We start from the raw sequence: 16,724 nt of genomic DNA on the forward strand, positions 1-16,724 counted from the left end.
TTATCCGTGGCGATTCAGTCGGCGCCACCGATTGTAATCACACTCGATATAATTAAACACCGTCATCCGCATGATTTCCCGGCTGATAAGGCGTTCCCCGTGGATACATTCCACCTTCAGCGAGTGGAAGAAGCTTTCCGCGCAGGCATTGTCGTAACAACATCCTTTGGCACTCATGCTACCGTGCAGATTATGCCGCTTCAGTAACGCCAGATAGTCTGCCGAACAGTACTGCCCGCCTCTGTCCGTATGCACGATGACATTTTCCGGGCGCTTACGTCGCCAGAGTGCCATCTGTAGCGCATCGCAGGCCAGCTGCGCTGTCATCCGCGACGACATCGACCAGCCGATGACAGCACGGGACCACAGGTCAATGACCACCGCCAGGTACAACCAGCCTTCGTCCGTGCGCAAGTACGTGATGTCACCCGCCCACTTCTGATTCGGGCCACTCGCGTAAAAATCCTGTTTCAGCAGATTTTCAGACACCGGCAGGCCATGTTCGCGGTATCGGACCGGGCTGAACTTCCGGGCCGCTTTTGCGCGAAGCCCCTGACGCCGCAGGCTGGCGGCAATGGTTTTGACGTTGTACTCAGGCAGTTCGTCAGCGAGACGAGGCGCACCATAACGCTGTTTTGCCTCAGTGAATGCCTGACGGACAGCAGTATCACAGACGAGCCGGAACTGCTGACGTGGTGTTATCTGCTGACGACGCAGACGCCACGCATACCAGCCGCTACGGGCGACCCGCAGTACCCGGCATATGGCTTTGACGCTGAACTCAGCCCGATGTTTTTCAATAAAGACATACTTCATTTCAGGCGCTTCGCGAAGTATGTCGCGGCCTTTTGGAGAATGGCCAGCTCCTCTGCCTGTTCCGCCAGTTGGCGCTTAAGACGGGCAATTTCAACGGACATTTCCTGCTCACGTTCGGAAGAGCTGCGGGCATTGTTAATCTTACTGCGCCATGCGTAGAGCTGGGATTCGTACAGGCTGAGTTCCCGGGCAGCGGCAGCAACACCGATACGTTCCGCAAGCTTCAGGGCTTCGTTGCGGAATTCAGGCGTGTACTGTTTGCGGGGCTTCTTACTGGTTGATGCTGGTTTTGTCATGAGTCACCTCTGGTTAAGAGTTTACTCACTTAGTCGTGTGTCCACTATTCGTGGGTAAGATCATTGTTAGTAAAATATTGATTAAGGTCTGTTAGCACATAACGAAGCATCTGCACGGAAAGCAATGACAGTAAAATAAAAACGACGGTCAACCAGCTTAGCCTGCTGCTGACCCTCTTGTCGTATTCAACGATGTTACCCAGAGCCAGATTTTTATACTTATCCAACACATCCCGGGAGCCCGGACATTGTAGGCTGACCCCGTGGTGGATGACATCGATAAGCGCTTTTTTAGTTGAGCCATGATGGTAACGTTCTGCATCAAAGTTAATGAACGTAAAATCATCTTTAAGCTTTTTCTGCAGGAACTTCAATATTGTTGACTTACCTGAACCCAGCTCACCTTCCAGACCAATAATATTGACATCAGGTGTCCTGATGATCTGAGCCACATTCTCTGCAACTTTTTCATGACTGCTGCCTCTAAACATATCCTGGTCAGCGGGTGATTCCGTCTGCAATCGTAGAGTCATTCAGCAATTTCCTTCGTTATAACGTAAGATTCTTTCACTATTAGACACAGTACAGAGCCCACAGCAACCAAATGACTGCAGCCGGGGCAGTTTAGTTTTAAGCATGCATAAGCCGATTTCGATGGAATCCCTTTCACACAATAATATTGAATTGAAGCAATGAAAACATTAATGTGTTTGTTGTGACTAGCTGCAGGGGCCTGGAAGAAATTCCAAAGCCTGACAAACCGGAACAGGGCTTGCTCTGCTCCGGTTTTATCCAGTTCATCTTGAAGCCCTTGTTTTTGTTACATATCCCTGCTCACTCTTTCAGCCATTGTTAAGCTTCTTGTGTGTAATCTGCGAATAATACGGATGCAAAATTGATGCAATGGATTATACATACCTACAGCGCACGTTACGCTGAGCTGAATCGAATTTCAGAGAACGTTCTTCGCTATTACCCTGCCCAGCCAGTTGAACACATTTTATCATCCGGCCCCGAGAGTGACATGTTCTCTGCCTGGTACAGCCTTCATCAGAGTCAAACTAGACGTTATTTACAGGCAAAAGAAGACAGCTACAGAGTTTAAGTCTGACATTATTCGTGGCTGTGTCTGCCTTCGGAGTTTTCAGCTTATCCCGATAACAGCGGTTTTGAAAAATTGACGTTTTTTACACCGGTACATTGCCCGAACGCAATCTCCCCCGTAGCGAAATACCGCCCCGCAGAAAATCGTCCATGCTCGGCATGCCCCTGGAACATCAGCATCTTTTCAATAAAGGTTTTACAGCCTATAGTCTGTATAACACAAAATACACCTTACCTGCTGTATTACAGGGCGGTACTCCCTACTCAGTCTGCGAGGCAGGTCACTTATGAATAATCAGTTCCCGATAAAAACGCTGAACCAGCTCAGACCTGTGCTAATCGGGTTTCGCAAAATCAAGGGCTTCACGCAAAAAGATGTGTCTGAGAGGCTTGGCGTAACGCAGCAAACCTATGCCCGCCTGGAAGCAAACCCTGCTAGCGCCAGTATTGATCGTCTGTACAAGGTATTCAGTATTCTGGGCGTAGAAATAACGCTGTCATCTATTTCCCCTTCACCCTTCATTTCCCACACAGAGATGAGGGGGGCATTTGACAGCACTCCCGCCAGACGGGAGAAATGGTGACTATTAGAAGTTTGCTAGTTTTGTCGAATGACGCCAACTACATGTCCGCATCCATCGAGTAGTGGCTTCAAGCCACGATTGTCACTGCCTCCGCTGCCTTTTTCCAGTAACTCTCTCCTTTTAATTCTAATATTTAGGGGTGTCAACGCAAAGCAGAAACGGCACCTTCTTTGCGAGACAGAAATGACCTGTGATTGCCTGGCCGATTTATGGCAGCTAAGTGCGAGAAGCGGATATAGCGAATTCGCCATTGTACGGGATTAGCAGGTTTACTGAAGCAACCTGCGATGGCGTTATGGCAATAGTCAGTCCCCTGTCCAGTCGGCATAGGTGGCCACCTCGTCACCGCCGGGGATAAACTGATTGAAGCCTCCGCGCAAAATCACTTATTCTTTTCCGTTAATAAAATGCAGGAGCAAAGTCATGACTGGCGAAATTCGTGGGCGAGGCAGGCCACGAAAAACAGAGAGTACCTATACAGATACCCGTAATGACCTGATCCGAAGCGGGCTTGAACTGCTCACGCAGAATGGTTTTCTTTCAACGGGAGTCGATGCCATTGTCAAAAATGCCAGTGTTCCTAAAGGCTCATTTTATTACTATTTCAAGAGCAAAGAAGAGTATGCCCAGACTGTTCTGAGCGCCTATGACAGTTTCTTTGTGCATAAACTCCAAAAACATCTGTATGAATCATCCTTCACACCAATGATGCGTCTGGAAAATTTCATCGACGATGCCTGCGACGGCATTAAAAAGTACAATTTCACCCGGGGCTGTCTGGTTGGCAATATGATGCAGGAGAGTCCGGGTCTTCCACTGTCCTTTATCAAACAGCTCCACGAAATACTTGAGCGCTGGCAGGCGCTTGTGGCGTGCTGTCTGTCCGACGCGTTATCTTCGGGCGAAATCCGTTCCGATATGAATAATACGCAACTGGCGGCCATTTTCTGGAGCAGTTGGGAGGGTGCCGTAATGCGTGCCAAACTTTATTGCTCAACCCAGCCTGTGTACGACTTCTGGAGCTATTTCAAAAAGTCAGTACGCTATCAGCCCTCTAAGGACACGGCTGTTGAAAAGTAAAAAAGGGGCCGCAGCCCCTGATAATAATTATCAAACCCAGGCTGAGCCTGGCTTCCACTTCATTAGCTACACTGAATTACTGCCCGGCCACGAATTCCGCCACTCAGAAGTTTTTCGGCCACATTGATGGCATCACTCAGCGGATAAACGGTGGTCAGGCTATCCAGTCTGGACTCCGGTAAATACTGTACCGCCTGCTGCCAGATCGCCGCTCTTTTTTCCTTCGCGAACATGACACTGTCAATCCCTTTCAGCGTGACGCCACGCAGGATAAACGGAGCCACATTCCCCATTAGTTCCATCCCCTGTGCCATGCCGCAGGCTGCAACAATACTGCCATAACGCACCCCGGCGCATACATTGCAGAGCGTATGGCTACCGACTGTATCAATGGCGGCAGCCCAGCGTTCTTTCTGTAACGGTTTTCCGGGACAGGAGAGCTCGGAACGGTTAATAATCTCGTCCACACCGACCGTTTTATAGAGCCAGGCAGCCTCTTCCGGGCGTCCAGTAGACGCCGTAACGCGGTACCCCATTGATGCAAGGATCATGGCCGCAATGCTCCCGACGCCGCCGCTGGCACCGGTAACAAGTACCGGACCATCTTCAGGCTTAATACCATGATTCAGAAGTGCGTCTACGCACAGCATCGCGGTAAACCCAGCTGTTCCGATTGCCATTACGTGTTTGCCGTTAGCGCCAGCCGGGAGCGGCGTCAGCCAGTCTCCATTTACCCGTGCTTTTTCGGATAGTCCGCCCCAGTGTTTTTCCCCAACACCCCAGCCGGTCAGGAGAACCTTATCTCCGGCCTGATATTCGGGATGTGAACTGGCGGACACTGTACCGGTAAAATCAATGCCGGGCACCATGGGAAAGCGTCGGACGATTGGGCCCCGGCCCGTAATGGCCAGTGCGTCTTTGTAGTTGATGGATGAATAGTCAACATTGACCTCCACATCCCCCTGCGGTAGTTCACTTTCAGCGATTTCAGCAAGTTGCGCACTATAGCGTCCATCTGTTTTGTTGATTAATAAAGATTTAAACACGTTCACCTCGTTTGTCCGGGCGTTTACCGTTCAGTCATTAAGTCGTCAATAAATAATATTGACCGATCGTCTAATAATCAACACTACTATCCCAGTGCTTTGCCAGCATTCAAGAAACATTATTCATTTCATGCACTTAAAGCTGTCTTTTTTGACCGACATCAAACTGTATTCTGGTTTATCTGGTGCAGAGGGAAAATCAGCATCCCTGAAGATACATAGCTAATGCTTCAGAACACGGCTGATGATGCGATAAAACAACCAGGCTTTAATGAGTTAGTCTGAGCGGACCTTCGGCTCAGTAAATAGGTCCGCTCCGTGCCAAGAGCAGACGCTGGTAATTCGGGTAATGGTGCCAACTTACTGATTTAGTGTATGATGGTGTTTTTGAGGTGCTCCAGTGGCTTCTGTTTCTATCAGCTGTCCCTCCTGTTCAGCTACTGAAGGCGTGGTGCGTAACGGTAAAAGTACTGCCGGACATCAGCGCTATCTCTGCTCTCACTGCCGTAAAACATGGCAGCTACAGTTCACTTACACCGTCTCTCAGCCCGGTACACACCAGAAAATTATTGATATGGCCATGAATGGCGTCGGATGTCGCGCCAGTGCACGCATTATGGGCGTTGGCCTCAACACGATTTTACGACACTTAAAAAACTCAGGCCGCAGTCGGTAAACTCACGCATACAACCGGGCAGTGACGTCATTGTTTGCGCGGAAATGGACGAACAGTGGGGTTACGTCGGCGCTAAATCACGCCAGCGCTGGTTGTTTTACGCGTATGACAGGATACGGAGGACGGTTGTGGCGCACGTATTCGGTGAACGCACGTTGGTCACGCTGGAGCGTCTTCTGGGCCTGCTGTCGGCCTTTGAGGTCGTGGTATGGATGACGGATGGCTGGCCGCTTTATGAATCACGCCTGAAGGGAGAACTGCACGTTATCAGCAAGCGATATACGCAGCGCATTGAGCGGCATAACCTGAATCTGAGGCAGCATCTGGCAAGGCTGGGCAGGAAGTCACTGTCGTTCTCAAAATCGGTGGAGCTGCATGACAAAGTCATCGGGCATTATCTGAACATAAAACACTATCAGTAAGTTGGAGTCATTACCGGTGCTCTGATATATTTATTATACTATAGTGGGGTATGTGTTGATCTTAATGTAATACTCCCCTATAGTATAAGAAATACAGAGCAGTGAGGTAAGCAATGCCCAGTACTCCTGAAGAGAAAAAAAAGGTCCTAACCCGGGTTCGCCGTATCCGGGGTCAGATTGATGCTCTGGAAAGAGCACTTGAAAGTGGCGCTGAATGCCGTTCCGTTCTCCAGCAAATCGCCGCCGTCCGGGGCGCCGCTAACGGACTGATGGCAGAGGTGCTGGAGAGCCACATACGGGAAACCTTTGACCAGAATGACAGCTACAGTCATGAAGTCAGTAAATCAGTTGACGATACGATTGAGCTGGTTCGTGCCTATCTTAAATAGGTGAGGCCATTATTACATTGAGGATATATTACGTATGAAATCACGTGCCGCTGTTGCATTTGCACCAGGGAAGCCCCTGGAGATTGTTGAAATTGATGTTGCTCCGCCTAAAAAAGGCGAGGTGCTGATTAAAAACACCCACACAGGTGTCTGCCATACCGATGCCTTTACCCTCTCAGGGAATGACCCTGAGGGCGTTTTCCCGGTGGTTCTCGGCCACGAGGGAGCCGGTATCGTCGTTGAAGTTGGTGAAGGCGTCACCAGTGTGAAGCCGGGTGACCATGTTATTCCGCTCTACACCGCTGAATGCGGGGAGTGTGAATTCTGCCAGTCCGGTAAAACGAACCTCTGTGTATCGGTTCGCGAGACTCAGGGCAAAGGACTGATGCCTGACGGGACCACTCGCTTTTCATACAACGGTCAGCCTCTTTACCACTACATGGGATGTTCCACATTCAGTGAATACACCGTTGTGGCCGAGGTTTCTCTGGCAAAAATTAACCCGGAGGCGAACCATGAACACGTCTGCCTGTTGGGTTGTGGCGTGACTACCGGTATTGGCGCCGTCCATAACACGGCTAAAGTGCAGCCGGGCGATTCAGTTGCCATTTTTGGTCTGGGGGCAATTGGTCTGGCTGCGGTACAGGGGGCCCGTCAGGCAAAAGCGGGACGTATTATCGCTATCGATACTAATCCGACAAAATTTGACCTGGCCCGTCAGTTCGGGGCCACTGACTGCATTAACCCGAATGATTATGACAAACCGATTAAAGATGTTCTGCTGGATATCAACAAGTGGGGTATTGACCATACCTTTGAATGTATCGGTAACGTTAACGTCATGCGTGCAGCGCTGGAAAGTGCTCACCGTGGGTGGGGGCAGTCCGTTGTCATTGGTGTCGCAGGGGCCGGACAGGAGATTTCCACCCGTCCTTTCCAGCTGGTCACCGGGCGCGTATGGAAAGGTTCCGCGTTTGGCGGAGTAAAAGGCCGCACTCAGCTCCCCGGTATGGTCGAGGATGCCATGAAGGGGGATATTGACCTTGAGCCATTTGTAACCCATACGATGACACTGGATGAAATCAATGACGCCTTCGAGCTTATGCATGAAGGCAAATCTATCCGGACAGTGATTCATTACTGATCCCATCAGAATTTTAATCAACTCAAACTGAAGGAAGTGGAAAATGACAACTCCGGTAATTTCTGGTGACGGCATCTTTTCTCATGTGTTCATTGGCGCAGCCGATGTCGAGAAATCCTCCGCATTTTACGATGTCGTCCTGGGCACGCTTGGTATCAATAACCTCGGCCCGTTTGGCAACGGCTGGGTACTCTATGGCCGCGAAAAGCCGGCATTTATCATTGCCCGTCCGGGCAACGGTGAAGCACCTTCCGCTAACGGGGTGACTGTCGGCTTCGCTGCTGCCACCCCGGAAGAGGTTGATGCTTTCCATGCTGCCGGCCTTGCCGCCGGTGGAGCTGATGAAGGTCAACCTGGCCCGCGTGGTCACCTTCCCGGGGCCTATGCTGCCTACCTGCGGGATCCGGCGGGTAACAAAATCACGGCGTATACGTTTATCTGACGTCCGGATTTAAAGATACTTCCCCTGGCTTCGGTCAGGGGAAATAACCATGAGATAACGGCTGATGGAACTCATTGAGCAGCATGCCAGCTCTGGCGGCTGGCAAAACGTGTACCGGCATTATTCACAATCCCTTAATTGTGAAATGAATTTCGGTGTGTATCTTCCTCCCAAAGCAGTAACAGAAAAACTGCCGGTACTATACTGGTTGTCGGGCCTGACCTGTACTGAGCAGAATTTCATCACCAAATCAGGTATGCAGCATTATGCAGCCCGGCATAACGTCATCGTTGTTGTCCCGGATACCAGTCCCCGGGGTAATAATGTCCCGGATGCCGACAGTTACGATCTTGGCCAGGGGGCCGGTTTTTATCTGAACGCGACGGAACAGCCGTGGAATGTTCATTACAGGATGTATGACTATATTCTCAGAGAGCTTCCGGATGTCGTCATGAATCATTTTCCTGCAACGGCAAGAAAATCTATATCCGGTCATTCTATGGGAGGGCTGGGTGCTCTGGTGCTGGCTCTGCGAAATCCTGGTGAATATGTGAGCGTATCAGCATTTTCCCCGATAGTATCGCCTTCTCAGGTGCCATGGGGGCAACAGGCATTTAGCGCTTACCTGGGTGAAAACAGAAAAACGTGGGAAGCCTACGATCCAGTCAGCCTCATTTTACAGGGTGAAAAATTACCAGAAATCTTCATTGATCAGGGGCTGAGTGACGCCTTTTATGAAGAGCAACTGCGCACCAAAATCCTTGAGAGAGTATGCAATGAGATGAACCTCAATGCGTCGTTCCGATATCATACTGGATACGACCACAGCTATTATTTCATTTCCAGCTTTATTGGTGAGCACATTGCTTACCATGCCAACAGGCTCAGGCTGTCAGCATGAGTTGATTTCCAGCCTCAGAAAATGTGCTTAATTTTCAGGCCTGAACAGGGCCTGAACCCTGCAGACCTGAGATGTACTGTAACTGAATCGCCACGGATAATCTAGACACTTCCGAGCCGTTGATGGACTGACCCCGCCCCGGTAGACGATCCTGCCCTATAGTTTGGACTGACCCCACGCCTGTAGACAAATCCTGTCCTCACGACGAGGCCTGTTCGAAGGCCTCCGGACTGACGTCGCCGAGGTGGCTGTGGCGCCGGGACCGGTTATAGAAGACTTCAATGTAATCGAAGATCCGCCCGGGCCAGATCCCTGGTTTTATATATGCGTTTTCTGATCCGTTCTTTTTTCAGCGAACTGAAGAACGATTCGGCCACCGCATTATCCCAGCAGTTGCCACGCCGGCTCATGCTCGGCGCCAGGTTATTGGCCCGGTAGAAGCGCTGCCAGTCGTCACTGCCGTACTGGCTGCCCTGATCGCTATGTACGATAACCTCGCTGTCTGGTTTTCGGCGCCAGACCGCCATCATCAGCGCGTCGAGCGCCAGTTCGCGTGAGAGAGTGGGTTTCATCGACCAGCCGACCACATTACGGGCGAAGAGATCGATAACCACCGCCAGATACAGCCAGCCCTGCCAGGTGCGGATATAAGTAATATCGGTGACCCAGACCTGGGTGGCCCGGACAACGGTGAACTGCCGCTGCACGAGATTAGGAGCAACGACTGAAGGCCTGCCAGCGATACGACGTGGCGCTTTATAGCCGCGCACAGCTTTAATCCGGTCCAGTTGCATGATCCGACCCACCCGGTTTCTACCACAGGTTTCCCCGATTTCGTTCAGATCGCCATGAACCCGCCGGTAACCGTATACGCCTCCGCTCAGGGAATATGAGTCGCGGATAAGCATCAGCAGGCGCTGGTTATCTTTATCACGCGCCGAGACAGGGTTATGCAGCCACGCATAGAACCCGGCCCGGGCGACATTCAGTACCCGACACATCGTCATCACACCCCATACAGTTCGGTGCTCATTGATAAAGCGGTACTTCAGTCGGGCTCCTTTGCAAAGTACCGCGCGGCCTTTTTCAGGATATCCCGTTCTTCTTCGGTGCGTTTTAGCTGCGCCCGGAGTTTCAGGATCTCGCTTTTAGCTTCCAGTAAATCCCGGGCATGCTGCTCGCTGTTATCAGGTTTGATAGCCCGTAGCCACTTGTAGAGGCGGTGTGCAGAGACGCCCAGACGCTCAGATACTTAGGCGACGGAATAACCGCGTTCCGTTATCTGACGGACGGCTTCTTCCTTAAATTCAGGTGTAAATCGTGGTGTGCCCATACGCTCCTCCTATACTCAAACTATAGGGCAGGATCGTCTACCGGGGCGGGGTCAGTCCAGGGAGCCGTTAACGACCTGATGGCGGTTGTTCTGGAAAGCTATCTTCGGGAGGAATTCCCCGATACGGGCAAACGAAATGAGTCGCAGAAGAGGTCAATCGACGACACCATTTCGATAGTCCGCTCCTATCTCCGTTAACTCTGCCAGGCAGATGTCTGATGGGGTCTAAAACTGTAATGAAAGGAAATGACATATGAAATCACGTGCATTATTCATCTGTATTTTTTAATTGGTACCCGAAACCGCCTGAGTGTCGCCATCAGCTGGGTCTGGAACCACAGCGTCGCGTACCGGGGAGCCCGCATTATCACGGGAGCCAAATCTCCGGTCCCGGGTACGCCGCCAGCCAGTTCTCATACAGAAGGCGGATCCGCAGGGTACCGCTGAAACTTCAGCGGTGTCCCACATGGTACCACCGGGCCCAGCTTCAGCAATCTGTTTCCAGTCACACAAACGCTTTTTTCGACGGGCTTTCTGATCGAGCGGTCCGGCACACCAGATACCGTCACAAGAGGTGGCCTTATTAAGAGCGGACACACCTAGCACAGGAAATTCTATGGCAAAGAAACTTTTCGGTTATCATCCCATCCTGACTGACGACAACAATTCAGTTGTGATTCGCGGTGCTCGCGAGAACAACCTTAAAGAGGTGGATGTTTCCATTCCGCGCAACGCATTGGTTGTTTTTTCGGGTGTGTCAGGCTCGGGTAAGTCTTCACTGGCCTTTGGCACCATTTATGCTGAGGCGCAACGGCGCTACTTTGAATCGGTTGCCCCCTACGCTCGTCGCCTCATTGATCAGGTCGGGGTTCCGGATGTGGATGCCATTGACGGACTGCCGCCAGCCGTTGCGCTTCAGCAACAACGCGGTGCCAGTAACGCGCGCTCCTCTGTCGGCAGCGTGACCACCTTATCCAGTCTGGTGCGAATGATGTACTCACGGGCGGGCGCTTATCCTGCCGGACAACCGATGCTGTATGCCGAGGATTTTTCTCCCAACACGCCGCAGGGGGCATGCCCTTCTTGCCATGGTCTGGGCCATATCTATGAGGTAACTGAAACACTGATGGTGCCCGATCCCTCACTTAGTATCCGTGAAAAGGCTATTGCTTCCTGGCCCCCGGCCTGGCACGGACAGAATCTGCGGGATATTCTGGTGACGCTGGGGTATGACATCGACACTCCCTGGAAAAATCTGCCAGCGGAAGACCGTCAGTGGATCCTTTTTACCGAAGACACCCCCACTGTACCGGTTTTCCCGGGACTGAGTCCGGAAGATACGCGCGAAGCCGTCAGGAAAAAAATGACGCCGGGTTATATGGGGACCTTCACCGGGGCACGTCGTTATGTGCTACATACCTTCGCCAGCACGCAAAGCGCGTTGATGAGAAAACGAGTCTCCCGTTTTATGGAAGGCAAGCTGTGTCCGGTCTGTCACGGGAAAAGACTGAAGTCAGAATCATTGTCCGTCACCTTTGCCGGTGTGGACATTGGTGAATTTATGCAGATGCCCTTAGACCAGCTGGCGGAATTGCTCCTTCCAATCTCCCGGGGGGATTTCAGTGCCCACCACGCCGGCGCAGATGCCGACAGGGATATCACCCGTCGGGATCTGACAGAGCGTGCTGCATCCGGAAAAGCGGTCCATTCCGATAACGCCGATGTCTGCCGGACATCGGCGTTATCGGAAGAGAAACGACTGGCGGCACAACGGCTGACCGGTGGTGTCATGGCCCGGTTGTATCAGTTGCAGAAGCTGGGGCTGGGTTATCTTACGCTGGACAGAGCAACCCCAACTCTATCTGCAGGAGAGCTTCAGCGACTGCGTCTTGCCACGCAACTCAGTTCGATGCTGTTTGGTGTGGTCTATGTTCTTGATGAACCGTCTGCGGGTCTGCACCCCTCAGACAGTAAAGCGCTTTACGATGCGCTTGAGAACCTTCGTGATGCCGGCAACTCGGTGTTTGTCGTTGAACATGATCTTAACCTGATGCGACGGGCGCAATGGCTTGTTGATGTGGGACCGTCGGCTGGTGAACAGGGAGGACATGTTCTCTACAGTGGTATTCCTGAAGATCTGAAAGCCGTCACCCAATCTCGTACCGCGCGTTATTTATTTGATGAAGTCCGGCCACCACAATCTTTTGCCCGTATCCCATCCGGGTGGCTGAAACTGCAGGGGATCCATCGCCACAATCTTAAGTGGATCGATGTTGATATTCCTCTGGGTGTGCTGACAGCCGTGACGGGAGTCTCTGGCTCCGGTAAATCCAGTCTGATTGCCCAGGCCTTACCGGAACTGGTGCTTTCTTCACTTGGCGGTGAGCCAGAAGACGTGCTTTCCGAAGCCAGCGACGCTGAGGGGCCATCCGTAACGGAGAAAACGTACGGTACCCTGACCGGTGATACCGGACTGGTAAAGCGTCTGGTTCAGGTTGACCAGAAACCGATAGGCAGGACCCCCCGTTCAAACCTGGCGACATATACCGGGTTGTTTGATCCTGTTCGTAAGCTCTTTGCCGGAACGACTGACGCCAAACTCCATCATTACGATGCGGGTCAATTCTCTTTCAATGTGGCAAAAGGCCGCTGTGCAACCTGTGAAGGTGAAGGATTCGTCAGCGTGGAGCTGTTGTTTATGCCGAGCGTGTATGCACCGTGCCCGACCTGCCATGGCGCGCGGTATAACCGGGATACTCTCAGGATCTGCTGGCAGGACAAAAATATCGCGGAGGTCCTGCATATGACGGTGGATGAAGCCAGTCAGTTCTTTGCGACTGAAGAACCAGTGGCTCGTCCCCTCCGTCTGCTGAGTGAAATTGGTCTGGGCTACCTGCGTCTGGGACAACCAGCAACCGAGTTATCCGGAGGGGAGGCGCAAAGGATCAAGCTGGCAACCGAACTACAACGTAGCCAACGTGGCCACACGTTGTATATCCTAGATGAACCGACAACCGGCCTGCATGCTTCAGACGCCGACCGCCTCCTTGTGCAGCTGCAGCGGCTTGTTGATGCAGAAAATACGGTGATAATGATTGAACACGATATGCGGGCGGTTACTCAGGCAGACCAGGTTATCGACATCGGTCCTGGAGCGGGACATGAGGGAGGACGCCTGGTTGCCGCAGGAACTCCCGAACAGGTATCGCAGGTCAAAGAAAGCCGTACCGCACAGTATATTGCCAGGGAACTCTCACGGAACGGTTAAAAAGGGCTGTGTCGTCATTGCGTCAATGGCGGCACATTCCCGGCGTGTTCTGTATCAGTAATCTCCCGCAGGTATAATTTCAGCGCATCCCACTGGTTCAGCGCGTACGCGAACGCCTTCGACAGCTCCGAGTGCCGTGACAGCGTTTTCTGCTTTTCACGCAGCCAGCCCTCCAGCGCGGTCAGCAGCGGTACCGCTTTTTCCTGCCGAATGGCCAGCCGTTCCGCCGCGCTTTTGCCCCGGATGCCCGCCTCGATGCCATACAGCTCGCCGATACGGCACAGCGCTTCGGTCGTGGTGTCAGAGGGCGTCCGCACGTGCACGTCCGCCTGCAACACCCCGCTGAACCCCGCAAGATGCGACTGCGGATGTGTAACGCTGGCGTGATAGAAATTTTAAGTCAGTCATCAGGTGTCCACCTAATTAGGGGTCAGTTTGGATATCGAAAATTATTGTACGTCAAGGTTATTTTTTGACCTCTCTACTTTAGCGGGCCTCAGCCGACGAAACTTATCGGAAGCCGGTACCGGCCAGTCTGACTGAAGATGGAAGCAAAATTAATGCTGTGGGCTACCATACCTTCTTTAACAGGTGATTTGTGAACTGCAACTTCTCGGAACGGGAGTTTGCGCAAGGACCGGAAGTCCGCTTTTCGCTCATAGCGGACCGTTCCTGCGCACATGTCTGCTATGTGGTAGAGGCAGACAATACTTACAGCACAGGGCGTTAATAAATACGGAACAGATCAACCGCAGATGCCTCCTCCTGAATGTATTAATTTTGCTATCTCGTCGGCAAAATCAGGGAACAAGTCTGGATATGGAAGCGCCTGGCAGCTGAAAGTATGAATAATAACGCCCTGACAGGATATTTTATTGCACCCTGTCAAAAGTCATACATTCTTTCCCGGTTTTTGCTTTCTCATACCGGATAACTCTATTTAAGGCTTAAGGATAACCTTCGTCCATCCTTCATCCCGCTCATCGAAGTGCTTATATCCGGCAGGAGCCTCTTCAAGCGAAAGACGATGAGAAATTATTTTGCCCGGACTGGCTTTATCGTGATGGATGAGGCGAGACAGCTGACGGTTATAGGCCTTAACGTTCGCCTGGCCGGTACGGATTGCCTGTCCTTTAAACCAGAAACTCCCAAAATCAAATGGCATCTTACCCTCTCTGGCAAGCTCCGATTCAGCCCCCGGATCCTGAGGAATAAAGACGCCAACCACACCAATTCCCCCGGTTGCTTTCGTCGACGCAACAAGACTGTTCATGGTAACAGAGTTATCTTCATGGCCATGTTTGTTACAGCACTGATAGCCAACACATTCGCAGCCACAATCCGTACCGCGTCCATCCGTCAGGTCGAGAATTTTTTGTACAGCTTCATCGCCAGTAGCATTGATGCCCGTCGCCCCCATTTTTTCAGCCAGAGCCAACCGGTCTGTGTGCGTATCAACCACAAACACCTGTGAAGCACCTTTAATGATCGCCGAATGAGCTGCCATCAAACCGACCGGCCCCGCGCCATAAATGGCCACGCTTTCACCAGGCTTCAATCCGGCAAGTTCTGTTGCATGCCAGCCGGTAGGAAAAATGTCAGAGAGCATCACATAATCATCTTCTTTTTCTGCCGCATCAGGGGGAAGAACAAGGCAGTTAAAGTCGGCAAATGGCACCCGAAGAAGTTCCGCCTGACCTCCCTCCCAGGGACCCATTTCAGCAAAACCATAAGCTGCGCCTGCCGTACCCGGATTGGTAGTGAGACAAAAGCCGGTCAGACCTTTTTCACAGTTTTCGCAAAAACCACATCCCACGTTAAACGGCAGACAAACATAGTCGCCCACCTTAATACGTTCAACGCCTGAGCCAATTTCGACCACTTCACCCAGGTTTTCGTGACCCAGAATCCGTCCCTGTTCAAAGCTGGTCCGGCCCTCATACATGTGCAAGTCCGACCCACAAATGTTGGTGGTGGTGATGCGGACGAGTACATCCGTGGGGCGGACAATTTTCGCATCCGGTACGTCTTTTACTTTTACATCATAAGGACCGTTGTAAATTACTGCTTTCATGATCTTCTCCTTCTTGCGTGCGGAAAGGAAATGCTGCCCCGCGGATTGGGGTATCAATCGAGTTTAGCTGCCATAACAGATCTCGCGATCGGCGAAAGGACGATTAGGATGTTTCTTAACTAAGTGCATTGAAGTCTGTAAGACAGGTACTTACCGATGAAGGCTGCCTGGAAAACGTAAAAACATCACACGTTAATCCGGTTTTTTTAAGCAGGCAAGGGATTACGGACAGCTTTGAGCGAGAAGCGGATAAAGTAAATCTATCTCATTTCTGCATTGTGCCAGAAGTAGACATAGGTGAATTAGGTAACCCTAGAGATGCACTTTGAATCAATGATATGAAATGCTGAAAAGGTAATTAACTAATTCAAAATTTGAATAATCAGTTATCTCTTCCATGCTTAATACGTAACCTTAGCTAAGGAGAAATTATGTTAGACGAATACAAAAAATGCATCGAAGCCTGTTATCTATGTGCAACGGCATGTGATAACTGTGCGGCTTCGTGTCTCGACGAAGAGAATCTGGAGATGATGCGCGAGTGCATAAAACTGGATATGCAGTGTGCAAATATCTGCCGTCTTGCAGCTCAATTCATGACACTAAATAGCGGGTCTGCCCAGGATCTTTGCCGTCTTTGCGCTGATGTTTGTCAGAAGTGCGGTGACGAGTGTGGAAAGCATGAACATGACCATTGTCAGGATTGCTCAAGCGCTTGTCATCACTGCGCCGAACAATGCAGAAAGATGGCCGCCTGAGAAAAACTCAAATTACCAAACCCGCTTCGGCGGGGTTTTATATTCCCGGTAATAAGTCGTAGAAGGATGAGATAGATGAGTTTAAGAGTACGGGCGGGAAATAGATCTACTCGAAAGTACTAGCCTCAATGACAAATTCTGGCACAGATTATTTGATTGGCTCAATGTCCGTTTTCGCTGACAGCGGACTGCACCCCGCCGGGGTGACCGCTTCGTGCCAGAATTGGACGTTTCCAAAATCTGCATGCACTAATCGGTGGAGAGCAGATCTCACTGCATAGCCATGCAGACGCGCAGAAATCATCAGGGGCGTTTGAAAGGTGCCGGAAACAGGCGGGAGGCCGCAGAAACGTGCTGAGGGCGCCTGCGGCTGTCAAAGCAAGTTTAAAAT

At 51.4% G+C, this 16,724-nt stretch carries 13 protein-coding genes and 2 pseudogenes; 9 read left to right on the plus strand and 6 right to left on the minus strand.

Annotation, left to right across the window (positions count from 1 at the left end; genetic code table 11):
- Positions 1-1,112, minus strand: a protein-coding gene (locus tag CKK19_RS24665; protein ID WP_154957020.1) for an IS3 family transposase whose coding sequence is annotated in 2 segments (ribosomal slippage) — positions 1-854 and positions 854-1,112 — 1,113 coding nt in all. Because the reading frame shifts where the segments join, the coding sequence is not laid out codon by codon here.
- A 44-nt stretch (positions 1,113-1,156) separates the two neighbouring features.
- A complete protein-coding gene (locus tag CKK19_RS24670; protein ID WP_023280967.1) occupies positions 1,157-1,645 on the minus strand; it encodes a P-loop NTPase fold protein in 489 nt (162 codons plus the stop codon).
- 858 nt (positions 1,646-2,503) lie between these two features.
- Between CKK19_RS24670 and CKK19_RS24675 the strand changes: the two genes are divergently transcribed.
- Positions 2,504-2,800 carry a helix-turn-helix transcriptional regulator gene (locus CKK19_RS24675; RefSeq protein ID WP_017384073.1) on the plus strand — a complete coding sequence of 99 codons (297 nt, stop codon included), beginning with the start codon at positions 2,504-2,506 and terminating at the stop codon, positions 2,798-2,800.
- Between the two features lie 423 nt (positions 2,801-3,223).
- Positions 3,224-3,880, plus strand: coding sequence for a TetR/AcrR family transcriptional regulator (locus tag CKK19_RS24680; protein WP_023280966.1), 657 nt, complete (start codon positions 3,224-3,226; stop codon positions 3,878-3,880).
- Between the two features lie 62 nt (positions 3,881-3,942).
- Here the strand turns inward: CKK19_RS24680 and CKK19_RS24685 are convergent, their stop codons facing one another.
- Complete coding sequence (locus CKK19_RS24685) at positions 3,943-4,926, minus strand: MDR family oxidoreductase (protein WP_023280857.1); 984 nt, start codon at positions 4,924-4,926, stop codon at positions 3,943-3,945.
- Positions 4,927-5,326: 400 nt separating this feature from the next.
- On the opposite strand from CKK19_RS24685, the gene CKK19_RS24690 reads away from it, so the two are divergent.
- From CKK19_RS24690 to fghA, 5 genes are all read left to right on the plus strand, one after another.
- Positions 5,327-6,024, plus strand: a protein-coding gene (locus tag CKK19_RS24690) for an IS1 family transposase (protein WP_223195083.1) whose coding sequence is annotated in 2 segments (ribosomal slippage) — positions 5,327-5,576 and positions 5,576-6,024 — 699 coding nt in all. Because the reading frame shifts where the segments join, the coding sequence is not laid out codon by codon here.
- A gap of 113 nt (positions 6,025-6,137) precedes the next feature.
- Positions 6,138-6,413 (plus strand): formaldehyde-responsive transcriptional repressor FrmR, encoded by a 276-nt coding sequence (gene frmR / locus CKK19_RS24695; RefSeq protein WP_017384071.1) that lies wholly within the window; start codon positions 6,138-6,140, stop codon positions 6,411-6,413.
- 34 nt (positions 6,414-6,447) lie between these two features.
- On the plus strand, positions 6,448-7,557 hold the full coding sequence (frmA, locus tag CKK19_RS24700; protein WP_017384070.1) for an S-(hydroxymethyl)glutathione dehydrogenase: 1,110 nt from the start codon (positions 6,448-6,450) through the stop codon (positions 7,555-7,557).
- A gap of 43 nt (positions 7,558-7,600) precedes the next feature.
- Positions 7,601-7,999, plus strand: coding sequence for a VOC family protein (locus CKK19_RS24705; protein WP_012561111.1), 399 nt, complete (start codon positions 7,601-7,603; stop codon positions 7,997-7,999).
- Between the two features lie 64 nt (positions 8,000-8,063).
- On the plus strand, positions 8,064-8,900 hold the full coding sequence (fghA, locus tag CKK19_RS24710) for an S-formylglutathione hydrolase (RefSeq protein WP_012561110.1): 837 nt from the start codon (positions 8,064-8,066) through the stop codon (positions 8,898-8,900).
- A 199-nt stretch (positions 8,901-9,099) separates the two neighbouring features.
- On the opposite strand, the pseudogene CKK19_RS24715 reads toward fghA, so the two are convergent.
- Positions 9,100-10,233: pseudogene (locus CKK19_RS24715) on the minus strand (IS3 family transposase).
- A 616-nt stretch (positions 10,234-10,849) separates the two neighbouring features.
- On the opposite strand from CKK19_RS24715, the gene CKK19_RS24720 reads away from it, so the two are divergent.
- A complete protein-coding gene (locus CKK19_RS24720) occupies positions 10,850-13,501 on the plus strand; it encodes an excinuclease ABC subunit UvrA (protein WP_012561117.1) in 2,652 nt (883 codons plus the stop codon).
- Between the two features lie 71 nt (positions 13,502-13,572).
- On the opposite strand, the pseudogene CKK19_RS24725 reads toward CKK19_RS24720, so the two are convergent.
- Both CKK19_RS24725 and CKK19_RS24730 read right to left on the minus strand, forming a co-directional pair.
- Positions 13,573-13,872: pseudogene (locus CKK19_RS24725) on the minus strand (IS66 family transposase); the annotation flags it as partial.
- A 569-nt stretch (positions 13,873-14,441) separates the two neighbouring features.
- Positions 14,442-15,575: a glutathione-independent formaldehyde dehydrogenase gene (locus CKK19_RS24730; protein ID WP_022651297.1), complete on the minus strand. Its 1,134-nt coding sequence runs from the start codon at positions 15,573-15,575 to the stop codon at positions 14,442-14,444.
- 431 nt (positions 15,576-16,006) lie between these two features.
- Between CKK19_RS24730 and CKK19_RS24735 the strand changes: the two genes are divergently transcribed.
- Positions 16,007-16,333, plus strand: a complete 327-nt coding sequence (locus CKK19_RS24735) for a four-helix bundle copper-binding protein (RefSeq protein ID WP_022649401.1) — start codon at positions 16,007-16,009, stop codon at positions 16,331-16,333.
- Positions 16,334-16,724: the final 391 nt, after the last annotated feature.

Origin of the sequence: Enterobacter sp. CCUG 70166, assembly GCF_020224095.1 — a bacterium.
In the GTDB taxonomy this organism is placed as follows: domain Bacteria; phylum Pseudomonadota; class Gammaproteobacteria; order Enterobacterales; family Enterobacteriaceae; genus Enterobacter; species Enterobacter intestinihominis.